The sequence below is a fragment of the Ectopseudomonas khazarica genome, from assembly GCF_004521985.1.
GTDB lineage: Bacteria > Pseudomonadota > Gammaproteobacteria > Pseudomonadales > Pseudomonadaceae > Aquipseudomonas > Aquipseudomonas khazarica.
On the sequence record NZ_SBHZ01000004.1, the window covers coordinates 187,602 to 204,018 of the forward strand.

Below are 16,417 nucleotides of genomic sequence, written 5' to 3' on the forward strand. Positions count from 1 at the left end.
CGGCAAGCGATTTAGTGGTGATACTGCGCCGACAGCTCGTGCACGGCCTCGAAGAAGGCGCCGGCATGGGCCGGGTCGACTTCCGGGGTGATGCCGTGGCCGAGGTTGAACACGTGGCCGCTACCGGCGCCGTAGGCCGCCAGGATGCGCGCCACTTCGGCGCGGATCGCCTCGGGCTTGGCGTAGAGCACCGCCGGGTCCATGTTGCCCTGCAGTGCCACCTTGGCGCCGACGCGGGCGCGGGCGCTGCCTATGTCGCAGGTCCAGTCCAGGCCCAGGGCTTCGGCGCCGCTGTCGGCCATCGACTCGAGCCACAACCCGCCGCCCTTGGTGAACAGGATCACCGGGACCTGGCGACCTTCATGCTCGCGGATCAGGCCAGCGACAATCTTCTTCATGTAGGCCAGGGAGAACTCCTGATAGGCCGCTGCCGACAGCGCGCCGCCCCAGGAGTCGAAAATCTGCACCGCCTGCGCCCCCGCCAGGATTTGCCCGTTCAGGTAGGCAGTGACCGACTGCGCCAGCTTGTCCAGCAGCGCATGCATGGCCTGCGGGTTGTCGTAAAGCATGGCCTTGGTCTTGCGGAAATCCTTGCTCGAGCCGCCTTCGACCATGTAGGTCGCCAGCGTCCACGGGCTGCCGGAGAAACCGATCAGCGGCACCCGACCACCGAGCTCGCGGCGGATGGTGCGCACGGCGTCCATCACGTAGCCCAGGTCCTTCTCCGCGTCGGTGACCGGCAGCGCCTCGATGTCGGCCAGGTTGCTGACCACCTTCTTGAAACGCGGACCTTCGCCGGTCTCGAAGTACAGCCCCTGCCCCATCGCATCGGGGATGGTGAGGATGTCGGAGAAGAGGATCGCCGCGTCCAGTTGCGGATAGCGATCCAGCGGCTGGATGGTGACCTCGCAGGCCAGCTCCGGGTTCTTCATCAGGCTCACGAAGTCGCCGGCCTTGGCCCGGGTCGCGCGGTATTCCGGCAGATAGCGGCCGGCCTGGCGCATCATCCAGATCGGCGTGACATCCACAGGTTGCTTGAGCAGGGCGCGCAGGAAACGGTCGTTCTTCAGGGCGGTCATGGCAGAGTCCTGGAAAAAAAGTGCGGGCATTTTCGCAGAGCGCAAAACAAAAGGCACGGCGGGTGCCGTGCCTTTCGTCCATCGCGACCATATGCCGCGCCGTTTCACCAGGCCTTGTAGGGCAGGAACTTGCCGTTGAGCACGATCTGCACGCGGTCACCCTTGGGATCGGCGACACGGGAAATGTCCATGCTGAAGTCGATGGCGCTCATGATGCCGTCGCCGAACTCCTCATGGATCAGTTCCTTGATGGTCTCACCGTAGACGTTGATCATCTCGTAGAAGCGATAGATCAGCGGGTCGGTGGGAATGGCCTTGTCCCAATGCTTGTGCGGGAAGGCCTGCAGCGCCGCCGAGACCTCCTCGGGCAGTTCCAGCATCTCGCACAGGGCGTCGGCCTGTGCCTTGGGCATGCTGTTCATGCCCAGGCACGCCGAGGTGGTCCACACCGGCGACATGCCGATACCCTGGCCAAGGGCTGCCCAGTCGAGACCGAGGCGCTCCCTGGCGGCGTTGATGGTGCTGCGCATCTGTTGTTTATCCATGGTGAAACTCCTTCACAGGGGTCAGAGGTACGACCCTGGTAGCAGCGGCTGGCTCCTCCAGGGCGGGGTTGATCTCGGGCGGGAAGCCCTGCTCGTCGGCCAGGGTGCAGCCGCGCAATGCGTGCGAGCGGTTCACCAGGAAGTCCACGAGGTGATTGCGAATGCGGTAGTACGCCGGGTGGTGGATTACCTGGTCGCGCTGTCGTGGGCGTGGCAGGTCGATGCGTACCGACTCGGCGATGCGTGCCTGCGGGCCGTTGGTCATCAGCAGGATGCGGTCGGAGAGCAGGATCGCCTCGTCGACATCGTGGGTGATCATGAACACCGTCTGCCGGGTGGCACTCCAGATCTTGATCAGCTCGTCCTGGATCACCCCCCGGGTCAGGGCATCCAGCGCGCCGAACGGCTCGTCGAGCAGGAGCAGTTGCGGCTGGGTGGCGAAGGCGCGGGCGATACTCACGCGCTGACGCATGCCGCCGGACAACTGCGACGGCTTGCGCGCCTCGGAGCCGCCCAGGCCGACCATCTCCAGGTACTTGTGACTGTGCGCGCGGCGTTGCTCCCTGGACCACTCGGGGAAGCGTGCACGCACGCCGAACTCGACGTTCTCCAGCGCGCTGAGCCAGGGCAGCAGGCTGTAGTTCTGGAACACCACGCCGCGCTCCAGGCTCGGCCCGGCGACTTCCTTGCCGGCCATTTCCAGGGTGCCTTCGCTGAAGCTGTCGAGCCCGGCCAGGGCGTTGAGAATGGTCGACTTGCCGCAGCCTGAGTGGCCGATGATGCAGACGAACTCACCCTGTTCGAGGCCGAAGCTGACATCCTCGAACACCGTCAGCGGCTCCGTGCCGGGTTGCGCGAAGCGCTTGGCCAGGCACCGCGCATCGAGAAAATAACGGGACATGGCATCACTCCTGATAACTGACGAGACGGGCGACGCTGCCCAGCAGAAGATCGAGCAGCATGCCCACCACGCCGATCATCAGGATCGAGAAAATCACGCTGGACAGGTCCAGGTTGTTCCACTCGTTCCACACGTAGTAGCCGATGCCGGTGCCGCCGACGAGCATTTCGGCGGCGACGATCACCAGCCAGGCGATACCCACGGAGATACGCATGCCGGTGAGGATGGTCGGCATCGCGGCGGGCAGGATGACGCTGAACGCCGTGCGCAACGGGCCGAGCTCATGGGTACGGGCGACGTTGATCCAGTCGCGGCGCACGCCAGCGACGCCGAACGCGGTGTTGAGCAGCATCGGCCATACCGAGCAGATGAAGATCACGAAGATCGCCGAGGTCTGCGAATCCTTGATCACGAACAGCGCCAGCGGCATCCAGGCCAGCGGCGAGATCGGTCGCAGGACCTGGATGAAGGGGTTGAGCGCGCGGTACATCAGTGGCGACATGCCGATGACGAAACCGAGCGGAATCGCCACCAGCGCCGCCAGCAGATAGCCGCTCAGCACCCGATAGAGCGAGTGCCCCAGCTGGATACCTATGCCCTTGTCGTTCGGCCCGTTGTCGTAGAAAGGCTGGCTCAGCTCGGCGTAGGCATGCGCCAGCACCACCGAAGGCGGCGGCACGCTGGCGCGCTGCTCGGCCTCGCCCATGAGCAGCGCGTACTCGTCGTCGGCCGCCACCTCGGCGCTGGGCGGCACCCGGCACAACGCCTCCCAGATGCCCAGCAGCAGCACCAGCAGCAGGACCGAGATGATCGCCGAGCGCAGTGGCAATGAAGCCTTCATCATGACCTCCGCAGGGCGAAGCTGGACAGGTAGCCCTCCGGGTCGGCCGGATCGAACGGCTTGCCCATCACGCTGAAGGACTTGTAGGCGTCGCCCGGCACCGGCAGGCCGAGGTCTTGCATGACCTTGCCGGCGTCGGCGGCGAGGAACACCCGCTCGGCGATGGTGCGGTAGTCCACGTCGCCTTCCAGGTAGCCCCAGCGCTTCATCTGAGTGAGGATCCACACCGCCATCGACTGCCAGGGGAACGGGTCGAAGTCGATCCGCTCGGGCTCGTCGTGAATCTTGCCCAGACCATCGGCAAAGCGCCCGCTGAGCACCTGCTGCACCACCGCCACCGGCTGGTTGAGGTAGTTCTTGGTGGAGATCGCCTCGGCCACTGCCTTGCGGTTCTCCGCCCTGGACGAATACTGCGTGGCATCGACCAGCGCATGCAGCAGGGCGCCGTAGGTGTTGGGGTTGTCGCTGGCGAACTGCTGGCTGCAGGCGAAGGCGCAGCACGGGTGGCCCGGCCACAGGTCCTTGGTCAGCAGGTGGATGAAGCCGACCTTCTCCCACACCGCGCGCTGGTTGAACGGGTCCGGCGAGAGAAAGCCATCGAGATTGCCGGCGCGAAGGTTGGCAACCATCTCCGGTGGCGGCACGACGCGAATCTGGATATCGCGATCCGGGTCCAGGCCATGCTCGGCGACGTAATAGCGCAGCAGGAAGTTGTGCATCGAATACTCGAACGGCACGCCGAAACGCATACCCTTCCACAGCTTCGGATCACGCTTGTCCTGGTGCTGCATACCCAGCACGATGGCCTGGCCGTTGACGTTCTCCAGCGCCGGCATGACGAACGGCGTCTGCGTCGAGCCCAGGCCCAGGCTGATGGCCAGGGGCATAGGCGAGAGCATGTGCGAGGCGTCGTATTCTCCGGCCAGCGACTTGTCGCGCGCCACCGCCCAACCAGCGGTCTTGACCGTTTCCACCTCCAGCCCGTACTTGGCATAGAAGCCCATGGGGTCGGCCATGATGATCGGCGTGGCGCAAGTGATGGGCACGAAGCCGATCTTCAGCGTCTTCTTCTCCAGGGGCCCGAGGCTGTCCTTGACCGCCGCCTTGACGGCATCGAGGGGAATCATGCTGCCGAGGATCGCCGCCGCCACACCGCCGCCGATCATGCCCATGAAACTGCGCCGGGAAAATTCGTTGTGGCCGAACACGCCACGGACGATGGCACTTTCCACGGCGCGGTCGAGCATCTGCTCGCTGCTCTCCGGCAAGGCCGCCGCGCTCGGGGCGCAACGCTGACACTCGCAGCCGGCAGCATGGGCCAGCTCACTATCGGGGCTGAACGGATCGTCCAGGCTGTTGACGCTCATCGTGACTACTCCTGCTGTCGCGTGCCCCAAACTGGTGAGGCTGACGCTGAGTGGAATGACCGCTCTCGGCCGGTTCGACTCAGGCACTGCAGGAGCTGTACCACTTCATAAAACAGCGCAACCTACTGATAAATAAACGTTTTATCTAATAACGAGAACAACGGAATATCGTAATCAACGAGATATCGTCAGCAGCAGAAACGACAAGTCGTCAAATGGCACGCTGCTTGATTGCACCTTGAGCAGACAACCGCCTCGGACAACGCCATGCCTGACTCGACGACCGCCAGCCACCTGCTGGTGCAGCACATGCACAGCGCCAGCCTGCTCATCGACCCGGCCGCCGACCGTATCCTGCAGGCCAACCCGGCCTGCTGCGAGCTGCTCGGCTGGCCCATGCACGCCTTGCTGGCACAACGCGCCAGCCGTCTCTGGGCGCACGATCTGGGCGCCCTGGTGACCTTCACCGAGGAGGTCCAGGCACGCGGCCATGCCTGGCGCGACAGCCTTGGCCTGCTGAGTCAGGACGGTGAGCGCCGGGAAGTGGAAATCAGCGGCAGCCACCTGCAGCACGATGGCGTTGCGCTGCTCGGCCTGCTGATTCAGGAGCGCCGTCGCCTCGACGCACTGCGCGGGCTGGCCGAGGCCGAGCGTTATCAGCGCCGCGGCCTGCTGGAATGGCAGGGGGTGGAACGCATCTTTCGCCAGTTCGAGCGACAGAACCAGCTGATCCTCGGTGCCGCCGGCGAAGGCATCTACGGCGTCAATCGCAACGGCGAGACCACCTTCGTCAACCCGGCGGCCGAACGCATTCTCGGCTGGCGCGCCGAGGACCTGATCGGGCACAGCATCCATCAGCTGATCCATCACCACCACCCCGATGGCAGCGCCTACGATGGCCATACCTGCCCCATCTATGCCGCGTTCAACGATGGCGAGGTGCACCAGGTGGCGGACGAGGTGTTCTGGAACAAGGATGGCAAGCCCATCCCGGTGGAGTACACCAGCACGCCGCTGCGTGACGACGGTGAGCTGGTCGGCGCCGTGGTGGTGTTTCGCGACATCAGCGAGCGCCTGGAAACCGAGCGCCGCCTGCGCCAGGCACTGAGCGAGGTGCAGCAGCTCAAGCAGCGCCTGGAACTGGAGAACGCCTACCTGCAGGAGGAGATTCGCGGCGAGTATGCGCAACACGACCTGGTGGGGCGCAGCGCGGCCATGCAGCAGGTCATCCACCAGATCGAACTGGTCGCCCCGACCGGCGCCAACGTGCTGATCAGCGGCGAGTCGGGTACCGGCAAGGAGCTGATCGCCCGCGCCATTCACGACAACAGCGGGCGCAGCCGCCGGCCGCTGATCCGGGTCAATTGCGCCGCGGTACCGCGCGAGCTGTTCGAGAGCGAGTTCTTCGGCCATATCCGTGGCGCGTTCACCGGCGCGCTGAACGACCGGGTCGGCCGCTTCGAACTGGCCGATGGCGGCACGCTGTTTCTCGACGAGGTCGGCGAGATTCCGCTGGAACTGCAGAGCAAACTGCTGCGCGTGCTGCAGGAGCAGCAGCTGGAACGGGTCGGCGATACCCGCACGCGCCAGGTGGACGTACGGGTGATCGCCGCCACCAACCGCGACCTGCGCCAGGAGGTGCGCGCAGGACGCTTTCGTGAAGACCTGTATTTCCGCCTCAACGTCTTCCCCATCGAGTCGGCACCGCTGCGCCAGCGAACGGACGACATCGCGTTGCTCGCCCAGCACTTCCTCGGCCGCGTCTGCCGCCAGTTGAACCGACCCGAACCGAGCCTGCGCCTGGCCGATATCCAGCGCCTGCAGGCCTACTCCTGGCCCGGTAACATCCGCGAACTGGAAAACCTGATCGAACGCGCGGTGATCATCTCACCCGGCACACGCCTGCGACTGGACCTGCCCAGCGACGCACCGGCGGAGCCGCTGACGCCAATAGCGAGGGAGCAGGAAGCACGCATCCTCACTCAAGGCGAACAGCGCAGACAGATGCGCGACAACCTGATCGCCGCGCTCAGTGCCTGCGCGGGCAGGATATCGGGTAAGGACGGGGCGGCGCGGTTGCTGGAGCTCAAGCCCACCACCCTGCGCTCACGCCTGGAGAGTTTCGCCATCGACCCGCGCGACTACCGACCGCAGCCGCGCAGGTCTCGGGCGAATCAGACGCCGAGGTAGTCGAGGATACCTTCAGCGGCGTTGCGGCCTTCGAAGATCGCGGTCACCACCAGGTCGGAACCGCGCACCATGTCGCCACCGGCGAAGATCTTCGGGTTGCTGGTCTGGTGCTTGAACTGACCCTGCTCGGGCGCCACGACGCGGCCCTGGCTGTCGGTCTGGATCTCGAACTGCTCGAACCAGGGGGCCGGGCTCGGGCGGAAACCGAAGGCGATCAGCACGGCCTCTGCCGGGATGACTTCCTCGGAACCCGGAATCGGCTCGGGGCTGCGGCGGCCACGGGCATCCGGCTCGCCGAGACGGGTCTCGACCACCTTGATGCCTTCCACCTTGCCTTCACCGACGATGGCGATGGGCTGGCGGTTGAAGAGGAACTTCACGCCCTCTTCCTTGGCGTTCTTCACTTCCTTGCGCGAGCCCGGCATGTTCTCTTCGTCACGCCGATAGGCGCAGGTCACCGCCTTGGCGCCCTGACGGATCGAGGTGCGGTTGCAGTCCATCGCGGTGTCGCCACCGCCGAGCACCACGACGCGCTTGCCCTTCATGTCGATGAAGTCTTCCGGCGATTTCTCGAAGCCCAGGTTGCGGTTGACGTTGGCGATGAGGAAATCCAGTGCGTCGTAGACGCCCGGCAGGTCCTCGCCCGGGAAACCGCCCTTCATGTAGGTGTAGGTGCCCATGCCCATGAACACGGCATCGTACTCATCCAGCAGCTGCTGCATGGTCACGTCCTTGCCGATTTCGGTGTTCAGGCGGAACTCGATGCCCATGCCGCTGAAGACTTCGCGGCGGCGGCTGAGTACGGTCTTCTCCAGCTTGAACTCGGGAATGCCGAAGGTCAGCAGGCCACCGATCTCCGGGTTCTTGTCGAACACCACCGGGGTCACGCCGTTACGCACCAGCACGTCGGCACAGCCCAGACCGGCCGGGCCGGCACCGATCACGGCGACGCGCTTGCCGGTCGGCTTGACCTTGGACATGTCCGGACGCCAGCCCATGGCGAAGGCGGTGTCGGTGATGTACTTCTCCACCGAACCGATGGTCACCGCACCGAAACCGTCGTTGAGGGTACAGGCGCCCTCGCACAGACGGTCCTGCGGGCACACCCGACCGCAGACTTCCGGCAGGGTATTGGTCTGGTGGCTCAGTTCGGCCGCCGCGAGGATGTTGCCCTCCGAAACCAGCTTGAGCCAGTTCGGAATGAAGTTGTGCACCGGGCATTTCCACTCGCAATACGGGTTGCCGCAGCCCAGACAGCGATGCGCCTGGTCGGAGGCCTGCGCCGGCTTGAAGTTGTCGTAGATCTCGACGAATTCCTTCTTGCGCTGACGCAGCAGTTTCTTCTTCGGGTCTTTGCGCCCGACTTCGATGAACTGGAAGTCGTTGTTCAGACGTTCAGTCATTGCATTACCTCATAACAGCAGCGGCAAGCTTCAAGCTGCAAGCTGCAAGACGATCACGTTGGATCGGCAAGCCCGGAGCTGCTTCTGACTTGCAGCGTGGGGCTTGCCGCTTGCGGCTTTATTGCGGGTTGGCACGGGTGCTGGACAGCAGCGACTTCAGGCTGGCCGCTTTCGGCTTGACCAACCAGAACTTGCGCAGGTAGTCGTCCAGGTTCTCCAGCAGGTTATGGCCCCACTCACTGCCGGTTTCCGCGACGTACTCGGCCAATACGCTTTCCAGGTGGCTGCGATAAGCCTCCATCGCCTCGTTGTTGATGCGCTGGATTTCCACCAGCTCATGGTTGACGCGATCGTAGAAGCCGTTGTCCAGGTCGAGCACGTAGGCGAAGCCGCCGGTCATGCCCGAACCGAAGTTGTAGCCGGTCTTGCCCAGCACGCAGACGAAGCCGCCGGTCATGTACTCGCAGCAATGGTCGCCGGTGCCTTCCACCACGGCGTGAGCGCCGGAGTTACGCACAGCGAAACGCTCGCCGGCGGTGCCGGTGGCGAACAGTTTGCCGCCGGTGGCACCGTACAGGCAGGTGTTGCCAATGATGGCGCTGTCTTCGGTGGCGAACGGGCTGCCAGCAGGCGGGGTGATGACGATCTTGCCGCCCGTCATGCCCTTGCCCACGTAGTCGTTGGCGTCGCCTTCCAGGCACAGGTTCAGGCCGCCGGCGTTCCATACGCCGAAGCTCTGACCGGCAGTGCCCTTGAAGCGGAAGGTGATCGGTGCGCCGTTCATGCCCTGGTTGCCGTGGGCACGGGCGATCTCGCCGGACACACGGGCACCGATGGAACGGTCGCAGTTGCCGATCTTCAGCTCGTACTCGCCGCCCGTCTTGCCGGCGATGGCGTCCTTGGCCAGTTCGACCATCTTCTCGGCCAGCAGACCTTCGTCGAACGGCGGGTTCTTCGGCACCTGGCAGTACTGCGGCTTGTCGGCCGGGATATGCGCACTGGCGAGCAGCGGCGACAGATCCAGGTTGCCCTGCTTGGCAGTCTCACCCGGCAGCACCTCGAGCAGATCAGTACGCCCGATCAGGTCCTCGAGGCGGCTGACGCCGAGCTTGGCCAGCCACTCGCGGGTTTCCTCGGCGACGTAGGTGAAGAAATTCATCACCATCTCGACGGTACCTATGAAGTGGTCCTTGCGCAGCTTGTCGTTCTGCGTGGCCACGCCGGTGGCGCAGTTGTTCAGGTGGCAGATGCGCAGGTACTTGCAGCCCAGGGCGACCATCGGCGCGGTGCCGAAGCCGAAGCTCTCGGCACCGAGGATGGCGGCCTTGATCACGTCCAGGCCGGTCTTCAGACCACCATCGGTCTGTACCCGCACCTTGCCGCGCAGGTCGTTGCCGCGCAGGGTCTGGTGGGTCTCGGCCAGGCCCAGTTCCCACGGCGCGCCGGCATAACGGATGGAGGTCAGCGGCGAGGCACCGGTGCCGCCGTCGTAGCCGGAAATGGTGATCAGGTCGGCGTAGGCCTTGGCCACGCCGGCGGCGATGGTGCCTACCCCGGCCTCGGCCACCAGCTTGACCGAGACCAGCGCCTGCGGGTTGACCTGCTTGAGGTCATAGATCAGCTGCGCCAAGTCTTCGATCGAGTAGATGTCGTGGTGCGGCGGCGGCGAGATCAGGGTCACGCCCGGCACGGCATAGCGCAGCTTGGCGATCAGGCCGTTGACCTTGCCACCCGGCAGCTGGCCACCCTCACCGGGCTTGGCGCCCTGGGCCACCTTGATCTGCAGCACTTCGGCGTTGACCAGGTATTCCGGGGTCACGCCAAAGCGGCCGGTGGCCACCTGCTTGATCTTCGAACTCTTGACGGTGCCGTAGCGCGCCGGGTCCTCACCACCCTCACCGGAGTTGGAGCGGCCACCCAGGCGGTTCATCGCTTCGGCCAGTGCCTCGTGCGCCTCGGGCGACAGGGCGCCCAGGGAGATACCGGCGGCATCGAAGCGCTTGAAGATCGACTCCAGCGGCTCGACCGCATCGAGGGCAATCGGTGTGGCGGATTCCTTGACCTTGAGCAGGTCGCGGATCATCGAGGCCGGACGGGTATCGACCAGCGCCGAGTATTCCTTGTACTTCTCGTAGTTGCCCTGCTGCACGGCGTCCTGCAGCGTACGCACGACGTCCGGGTTGTAGGCGTGGTATTCGCCACCGTAGACGAACTTGAGCAGACCGCCCTGCTGGATCGCCTTGCGGTTGTTCCAGGCTTCGAAGGAGAGCAGCTTCTGCTCGCTTTCGATGTCGACGAAACGCGCGCCCTGGATGCGGCTGGCGACGCCACGGAAGCACAGCCCGGTGACTTCATCGGCCAGGCCGACCGCTTCGAACAGCTGCGCGCCACGGTAGGAGGCCACGGTGGAGATACCCATCTTCGACAGGATCTTCAGCAGGCCCTTGGAGATGCCCTTGCGGTAGTGCTTGAACACTTCGTACAGGTCGCCCAGCACTTCGCCGGTTCGGATCAGGTCACCCAGCACTTCGTAGGCGAGGAACGGATACACCGCCGACGCACCGAAGCCCAGCAACACCGCGTAGTGGTGCGGATCACGTGCCGTGGCGGTTTCCACCAGGATGTTGCAGTCGCAACGCAGACCTTTCTCAGTCAGGCGATGGTGCACGGCACCGGTGACCAGCGCCGCATGCGCCGGCAGCTTGCCCGGGGCAATGTGACGGTCCGTCAGTACCAGCAGCACCTTGCCGGCGCGCACGGCTTCCTCGGCCTGGTCGGCCATGTTGCGCACGGCCGCTTCCAGTCCCAGCGCCTCGTCGTAGTTCATGTCGATGACATGACGATCGAAGCCAGGGCGATCCAGATTCATCAGCGCGCGCCACTTGGCCGGCGAGATCACCGGGCTGCTGAGGATCACGCGGGTGGCGTGCTCGGGCGACTCGCTGAAGATGTTGCGCTCGGCGCCCAGGCAGATCTCCAGGGACATAACGATCGCTTCACGCAGCGGGTCGATCGGCGGGTTGGTGACCTGGGCGAACTGCTGACGGAAGTAGTCGTAAGGCGAACGCACGCGCTGGCTGAGCACCGCCATCGGGGTGTCGTCGCCCATGGAGCCGACCGCCTCCTGGCCCTGCTCGCCGAGCGGACGCAGCACCTGGTCACGCTCCTCGAAGGTGACCTGGAACATCTTCATGTACTGCTTGAGCTGATCCGGGTCGTAGAAGGCCGAACCATGGTCGCGGTCTTCCAGCGTCGCCTTGATGCGCTGGGCATGCTTGCGCAGCCACAGCTTGTAGGGGTGACGCGACTTCAGGCGGCTGTCGATGGACTCGGTGTCCAGCACCTGGCCAGTCTCGGTGTCGACCGCGAGGATCTGCCCCGGACCGACACGGCCCTTGGCGATGACGTCCTCGGGCTGGTAGTCCCAGACACCGATTTCCGAGGCCAGGGTGATGTAGCCGTTCTTGGTGGTCACCCAGCGCGCCGGGCGCAGACCGTTACGGTCGAGCAGGCACACGGCATGGCGACCGTCGGTCAGGACCACGCCGGCGGGGCCGTCCCACGGTTCCATGTGCATGGAGTTGTACTCGTAGAACGCACGCAGGTCGGCGTCCATGGTCTCGACGTTCTGCCAGGCCGGCGGAATGATCATGCGCAGGCCACGGAACAGGTCGATGCCGCCGGTGACCATCAGCTCGAGCATGTTGTCCATGCTCGAGGAGTCGGAGCCGACGCGGTTGACCAGCGGGCCGAGCTCGTCCAGGTCGGGGATCAGTTCGTTGGCGAACTTGGTGCGACGCGCCTGCGCCCAGTTGCGGTTGCCGGTGATGGTGTTGATCTCGCCGTTGTGGGCGAGATAGCGGAAGGGCTGCGCCAGCGGCCACTTCGGCAGGGTGTTGGTGGAGAAGCGCTGGTGGAAGACCGCGATGGCAGTCTGCAGGCGCTCGTCACCCAGGTCCGGGTAGAACTGCTGCAGGTCCGCCGGCATCATCAGGCCTTTGTAGATGATGGTCTTGTGCGAGAAGCTGCAGATGTAGTGATCGCTGTCGTCGGCATTGGCCACCGAGGAGCGACGGCGCGCGCTGAACAGCTTGATGGCGAATTCCTGGTCGCTGAGACCCTCGCCACCGATGAACACCTGCTCGATCTGCGGCAGGCGCTCCAGCGCCAGCTGGCCGAGTACGCTGGTATCGACCGGCACCTTGCGCCAGCCGACCAGTTGCAGGCCGGCCGCGAGGATTTCGCGGTTCATGTTCTCGCGCGCGGCCTCGGCCTTGGCCGCATCCTGATTGAGGAACACCATGCCGACGGCGTATTGCGCGGGCAGATCGACGCCGAAATGCTCCTGGGCCATCGCACGCAGGAACTGATCAGGCTTCTGGATCAGCAGGCCACAACCATCACCGGTCTTGCCGTCGGCGTTGATACCGCCGCGGTGAGTCATGCAGGTGAGGGCCTCAATAGCGGTCTTGAGCAGGTGATGACTAGCCTCACCTTGCATGTGGGCGATCAAACCGAAGCCGCAGTTATCCTTGAACTCATCAGGACGGTACAAACCTGCTTTCATAGGGGAAACTCTCACCAGGCTGCCTAGACCTCAGGCAAATTACTTTCTAATTCAATTGCTTAAACCCGAAAAGCAGGCACGCGCCAGCTTTGCGTAGGCAAAAGGGAGGTCATTGTACATATCCACCCATGGCGTCACAAATTTTCGTGACGAGGGGGTGAAAATTAATGTCGCAAAAACGAAGGATGGGACCGCGAGGTCGTGCTAAAGACCAGGCGGTCACCTTGAAGGCGGGGGGGCTTAGCGGCTCATTTCCTGCTGGATGCTGCCCAGGGTGCGCGGCCAGGGTTTACCCGCCTGCAGCTTGGCAGGCAGGGTTTTCACGGCAGCCTGGGCAGCGTCACGAGTGGCGAAGCTACCATAGGTCAGCACGTACAGAGGCTGGCCCTGGTGGATTTTCTTGAAGTAGCGGTACTCGCTCCCGCCCTCGCGCGCCAGCGCCTGGATATTCGACTCCGAACGCGAACCCACTACCTGCAATGCATAGCGCGATGCAGGCTGCTGGGCATACCAGCTACCCGCAGCATTGGCCGCAGCCACAGGCTTGGCAGGCTCTGGTTTGGCAGGCGCAGGCTTGGCTGCCGGCGCAGGAGCAGGAGCAGCCGGCTTGGATGCGACAGGCTCAGGCTGCTTCGCAGGTGCAGGTGCAGGTGCAGGTGCAGGTGCAGGTGCAGGTGCAGGTGCAGGTGCAGGTGCAGGTGCAGCGGGGATTGCAGCGGTTGGCGCCGTTACGGTCGAGGGGACAGTGGCAGCAGGCGGCTCGAAAGCGTCGAGTTCCTCACCCGCAGCCTCGGCCAGTGGCTGACGAATGACAGCCTGCGACTCGCCGACCAGAGGCAACGGCAGCGGCTGGCTTGCACCGGCGAACTCGATGGCCGGCGCGTGCTCTTCCGTCGTCGCCAGCGGCGCTGGCGCCTCAGCCTCGACAGCAGGCGAAGCCGGCTGCAGCGGCAATGACGCATTGCTGGCAACGGGTGCCGAGGAAGCGCTGTCACGCCCCTGCATGAACCAGGCAGCGGCGACACCGAGAACAACCACCGCCAGGGCGAGCAGGTGCTTCTTCGGCAAGGCAAAGCCACCCCCTGCACCACGCTCGGCGGAACGCTGCGCGAGCATCTGCTCGACCAGCAGCTCGCGAGCCTCCTGATTGATCGCCCCCGGCCAGCCTTGCGCCCGCACATGGATATCCTCGACCTGATCGTCGCTGAGCAGGTCGATCCCCTGCCCGGCGCCCTCGAGGCGCTGCGCCAGGTATTCACGCGTCTCGTCCTCGGCGTAGGGTTGCAGCTCGATCGCGTGATAGCACTCCTCACCACCTGCGAGGGCCTCCAGCCGGGCCAGCAAACCCTGTTCGGCAAACAGGAACAGATGGGGACGCCCCTCGCCATTGCCGGCCGCCAGGGCCAGAACCGCGTTCAGGGCAGCGTCATCCAGCTGATCGGCGTCATCGACCAGCAGATAGACCTCCTGCCCCGTCAGCGCCAGCTGCCCGACCTGAGCCAGGATCGCGCTCACATCGGCCTGGGCGACGGACAACCCCTGAGCCACCTGACGCAGCAGTGCATCACTGCCCGTCACGCCCTGCGCAACGACCACCGTCTGCACGGCCTGTTTGTTGGTACTGGCAACCAACGCCTGACGCAGCAGTGTCTTGCCGCTGCCTTCCGGCCCGACAACGGCCAGCAGCAACTGGCTGTAGCGCGCCAGATGATGCAGCTGCCCCAGCACCGGCTTTCTCTGCGCCGGGAAGAACTTGAAACCGGGCACTCGTGGCGCGAAGGGGTCGTGACTGAACTGGTAATGCGTCAGGAAAGCTTCGTCAGCATGCAAACTGGTCATGAATCACTCTTCAAGAGTTGGACGACTGAGCCAGCGCCGCATAATCGCTACGCAGCGTGGCATCGAGAATTTCACGCGGGTAATCGGCGGTCACCACGGCCTCGCCCAGACGCCTGAGCAATACCAGGCGAAGCTGGCCATCGAGAACCTTCTTGTCCACCGCCATGTGCTCGAGAAACTGCTCGGGCGCCATGTCTTCAGGGGGTACGACAGGCAAACCGGCGGCCTGCAGCAGACGCACGCCCCGATCCCGATCCACCGCGGACAACCAGCCGAGACGATAGGACATCTCCAGCGCCATGACCGTTCCAGCGGCAACGGCCTCGCCATGCAGCCAGACCCCGTAGCCCTGCTCCGTCTCGATGGCGTGACCGAACGTATGCCCCAGATTCAGGGTCGCACGAATGCCGGACTCGCGCTCGTCGGCACCCACCACCCGCGCCTTGGCCGCACACGAGCGCTCGATGGCATAGGTCAGCGCCGCCCCATCCAGCGCGCGCAGAGCCGCCATGTTGTCCTCCAGCCAGCCCAGGAACGGCTCATCGCAGATCAAGCCGTACTTGATCACCTCGGCCAGGCCGGCCGACAGCTCGCGCGCCGGCAAGGTGCTCAGGCTGGCCGTATCGATCAGCACCGCCCTGGGCTGATAGAACGCGCCCACCATGTTCTTGCCCAGCGGGTGATTGATCCCGGTCTTGCCGCCGACGGAGGAGTCGACCTGCGACAGCAAGGTGGTCGGCACCTGGATGAAATCCACGCCGCGCTGATAGCAAGCAGCGGCAAACCCGGCCATATCGCCGATCACGCCGCCACCCAGCGCCACCACGGTGGTGCGTCGGTCGTGGCGCGCGCTCAGCAGCCCGTCGAAAATCAGCTGCAGGGTCTCCCAGTTCTTGAACGCCTCACCATCGGGCAACACCACCGACGCGACCTTGAAGCCGTCCAGCGAACGCATCAAGGCATCGAGATAGAGCGGCGCGACCGTTTCATTGGTGACCACTGCCACCTGCCGACCGGCGATATGCCGGGCAAGCAGCTCAGGCCGGCCGAGCAGGCCGTCACCGATGTAGATGGGATAACTGCGCTCGCCGAGTTCAACGTGAAGAGTCTGCATGAGGCCCCCAGAATAAAAAGGCCTTAAGAATAGCGCAGTTCGCCCCGCGCTTTAACGGGGCGAAAGAGCTTCAAGACGCGAGAGAATTTCCTGCACCACCATACGCGGCGGACGCTCGTCCGTCTCGATGATGATATCGGCCACTTCCCGATACAGCGGGTCGCGCAGTGTCATCAGGTCTCGCAGCACCTGAGCAGGGTTGGCCGTGCGTAACAAGGGACGATTGCGGTCACGCGAGGTGCGATCGATCTGCTGATCGACCGAGGTATGCAGGTAGACCACACGCCCGCCGGCATGCAGTGCCTGGCGGTTCTCCGGGCGCATGACCGCGCCGCCGCCAGTGGCAAGCACCAGGCCATCCTGCATCGACAGCTCGGCGATGACGGCCTGCTCCCGCTCGCGAAAACCCTGCTCTCCCTCGACATCGAAGATCCAGGGAATATCGGCCCCCGTACGCTGCTCGATCTCCTTGTCGGAGTCCTTGAAGGGCACACGCAGTTCTTTTGCAAGCAGACGCCCGATGGTGCTCTTTCCAGCACCCATCGGGCCTACGAGGATTACGTTCCGCACT

The 16,417-nt window shown here is 64.5% G+C and carries 11 protein-coding genes; 1 reads left to right on the forward strand and 10 read right to left on the reverse strand.

What is annotated here, in order from left to right:
- Positions 1-11 precede the first annotated feature (11 nt).
- The 5 genes from hemE to EPK82_RS06525 form a co-directional block, all read right to left on the reverse strand.
- Entirely contained in the window at positions 12-1,079 is a 1,068-nt protein-coding gene (hemE, locus tag EPK82_RS06505) for a uroporphyrinogen decarboxylase (protein ID WP_134676103.1), read from the reverse strand.
- A gap of 104 nt (positions 1,080-1,183) precedes the next feature.
- Positions 1,184-1,624, reverse strand: a complete 441-nt coding sequence (gene cynS / locus EPK82_RS06510) for a cyanase (RefSeq protein WP_037049821.1) — start codon at positions 1,622-1,624, stop codon at positions 1,184-1,186.
- The gene (locus EPK82_RS06515) at positions 1,617-2,525 is read right to left on the reverse strand and encodes an ABC transporter ATP-binding protein (protein WP_134676104.1); all 909 of its coding nucleotides are present in this window, start codon (positions 2,523-2,525) and stop codon (positions 1,617-1,619) included. Before EPK82_RS06515 ends, cynS begins: the two co-directional genes overlap by 8 nt.
- Before the next feature lie 4 nt (positions 2,526-2,529).
- The gene (gene ntrB, locus EPK82_RS06520) at positions 2,530-3,366 is read right to left on the reverse strand and encodes a nitrate ABC transporter permease (RefSeq protein WP_047591924.1); all 837 of its coding nucleotides are present in this window, start codon (positions 3,364-3,366) and stop codon (positions 2,530-2,532) included.
- Positions 3,366-4,733 (reverse strand): CmpA/NrtA family ABC transporter substrate-binding protein, encoded by a 1,368-nt coding sequence (locus EPK82_RS06525; RefSeq protein ID WP_134676105.1) that lies wholly within the window; start codon positions 4,731-4,733, stop codon positions 3,366-3,368. Before EPK82_RS06525 ends, ntrB begins: the two co-directional genes overlap by 1 nt.
- Positions 4,734-5,000: 267 nt before the next feature.
- Between EPK82_RS06525 and EPK82_RS06530 the strand changes: the two genes are divergently transcribed.
- Positions 5,001-6,923: a sigma 54-interacting transcriptional regulator gene (locus EPK82_RS06530; protein ID WP_134676106.1), complete on the forward strand. Its 1,923-nt coding sequence runs from the start codon at positions 5,001-5,003 to the stop codon at positions 6,921-6,923.
- On the opposite strand, the gene EPK82_RS06535 is transcribed toward EPK82_RS06530, so the two are convergent.
- The 5 genes from EPK82_RS06535 to aroK form a co-directional block, all read right to left on the reverse strand.
- Positions 6,908-8,326, reverse strand: coding sequence for an FAD-dependent oxidoreductase (locus tag EPK82_RS06535; protein WP_037049831.1), 1,419 nt, complete (start codon positions 8,324-8,326; stop codon positions 6,908-6,910). The genes EPK82_RS06530 and EPK82_RS06535 overlap by 16 nt on opposite strands.
- Positions 8,327-8,444: 118 nt before the next feature.
- A complete protein-coding gene (gene gltB / locus EPK82_RS06540) occupies positions 8,445-12,893 on the reverse strand; it encodes a glutamate synthase large subunit (protein WP_134676107.1) in 4,449 nt (1,482 codons plus the stop codon).
- Positions 12,894-13,133: 240 nt separating this feature from the next.
- The gene (locus tag EPK82_RS06545; protein ID WP_134676108.1) at positions 13,134-14,732 is read right to left on the reverse strand and encodes an SPOR domain-containing protein; all 1,599 of its coding nucleotides are present in this window, start codon (positions 14,730-14,732) and stop codon (positions 13,134-13,136) included.
- A 10-nt stretch (positions 14,733-14,742) separates the two neighbouring features.
- Positions 14,743-15,846 carry a 3-dehydroquinate synthase gene (gene aroB / locus EPK82_RS06550; protein WP_134676109.1) on the reverse strand — a complete coding sequence of 368 codons (1,104 nt, stop codon included), beginning with the start codon at positions 15,844-15,846 and terminating at the stop codon, positions 14,743-14,745.
- Between the two features lie 51 nt (positions 15,847-15,897).
- Positions 15,898-16,416: a shikimate kinase AroK gene (aroK, locus tag EPK82_RS06555; RefSeq protein WP_134676110.1), complete on the reverse strand. Its 519-nt coding sequence runs from the start codon at positions 16,414-16,416 to the stop codon at positions 15,898-15,900.
- Position 16,417: the final 1 nt, after the last annotated feature.

Excerpts from the sequence above, each read along its gene's own strand:
- EPK82_RS06530 (WP_134676106.1), top strand. The coding sequence starts at position 5,001 with ATGCCTGACTCGACGACCGCCAGCCACCTGCTGGTGCAGCACATGCAC.
- EPK82_RS06515 (WP_134676104.1), bottom strand. The coding sequence starts at position 2,525 with ATGTCCCGTTATTTTCTCGATGCGCGGTGCCTGGCCAAGCGCTTCGCG.
- hemE (WP_134676103.1), bottom strand. The coding sequence starts at position 1,079 with ATGACCGCCCTGAAGAACGACCGTTTCCTGCGCGCCCTGCTCAAGCAA.
- EPK82_RS06525 (WP_134676105.1), bottom strand. The coding sequence starts at position 4,733 with ATGAGCGTCAACAGCCTGGACGATCCGTTCAGCCCCGATAGTGAGCTG.
- ntrB (WP_047591924.1), bottom strand. The coding sequence starts at position 3,366 with ATGAAGGCTTCATTGCCACTGCGCTCGGCGATCATCTCGGTCCTGCTG.
- gltB (WP_134676107.1), bottom strand. The coding sequence starts at position 12,893 with ATGAAAGCAGGTTTGTACCGTCCTGATGAGTTCAAGGATAACTGCGGC.
- aroB (WP_134676109.1), bottom strand. The coding sequence starts at position 15,846 with ATGCAGACTCTTCACGTTGAACTCGGCGAGCGCAGTTATCCCATCTAC.
- EPK82_RS06545 (WP_134676108.1), bottom strand. The coding sequence starts at position 14,732 with ATGACCAGTTTGCATGCTGACGAAGCTTTCCTGACGCATTACCAGTTC.
- cynS (WP_037049821.1), bottom strand. The coding sequence starts at position 1,624 with ATGGATAAACAACAGATGCGCAGCACCATCAACGCCGCCAGGGAGCGC.
- EPK82_RS06535 (WP_037049831.1), bottom strand. The coding sequence starts at position 8,326 with ATGACTGAACGTCTGAACAACGACTTCCAGTTCATCGAAGTCGGGCGC.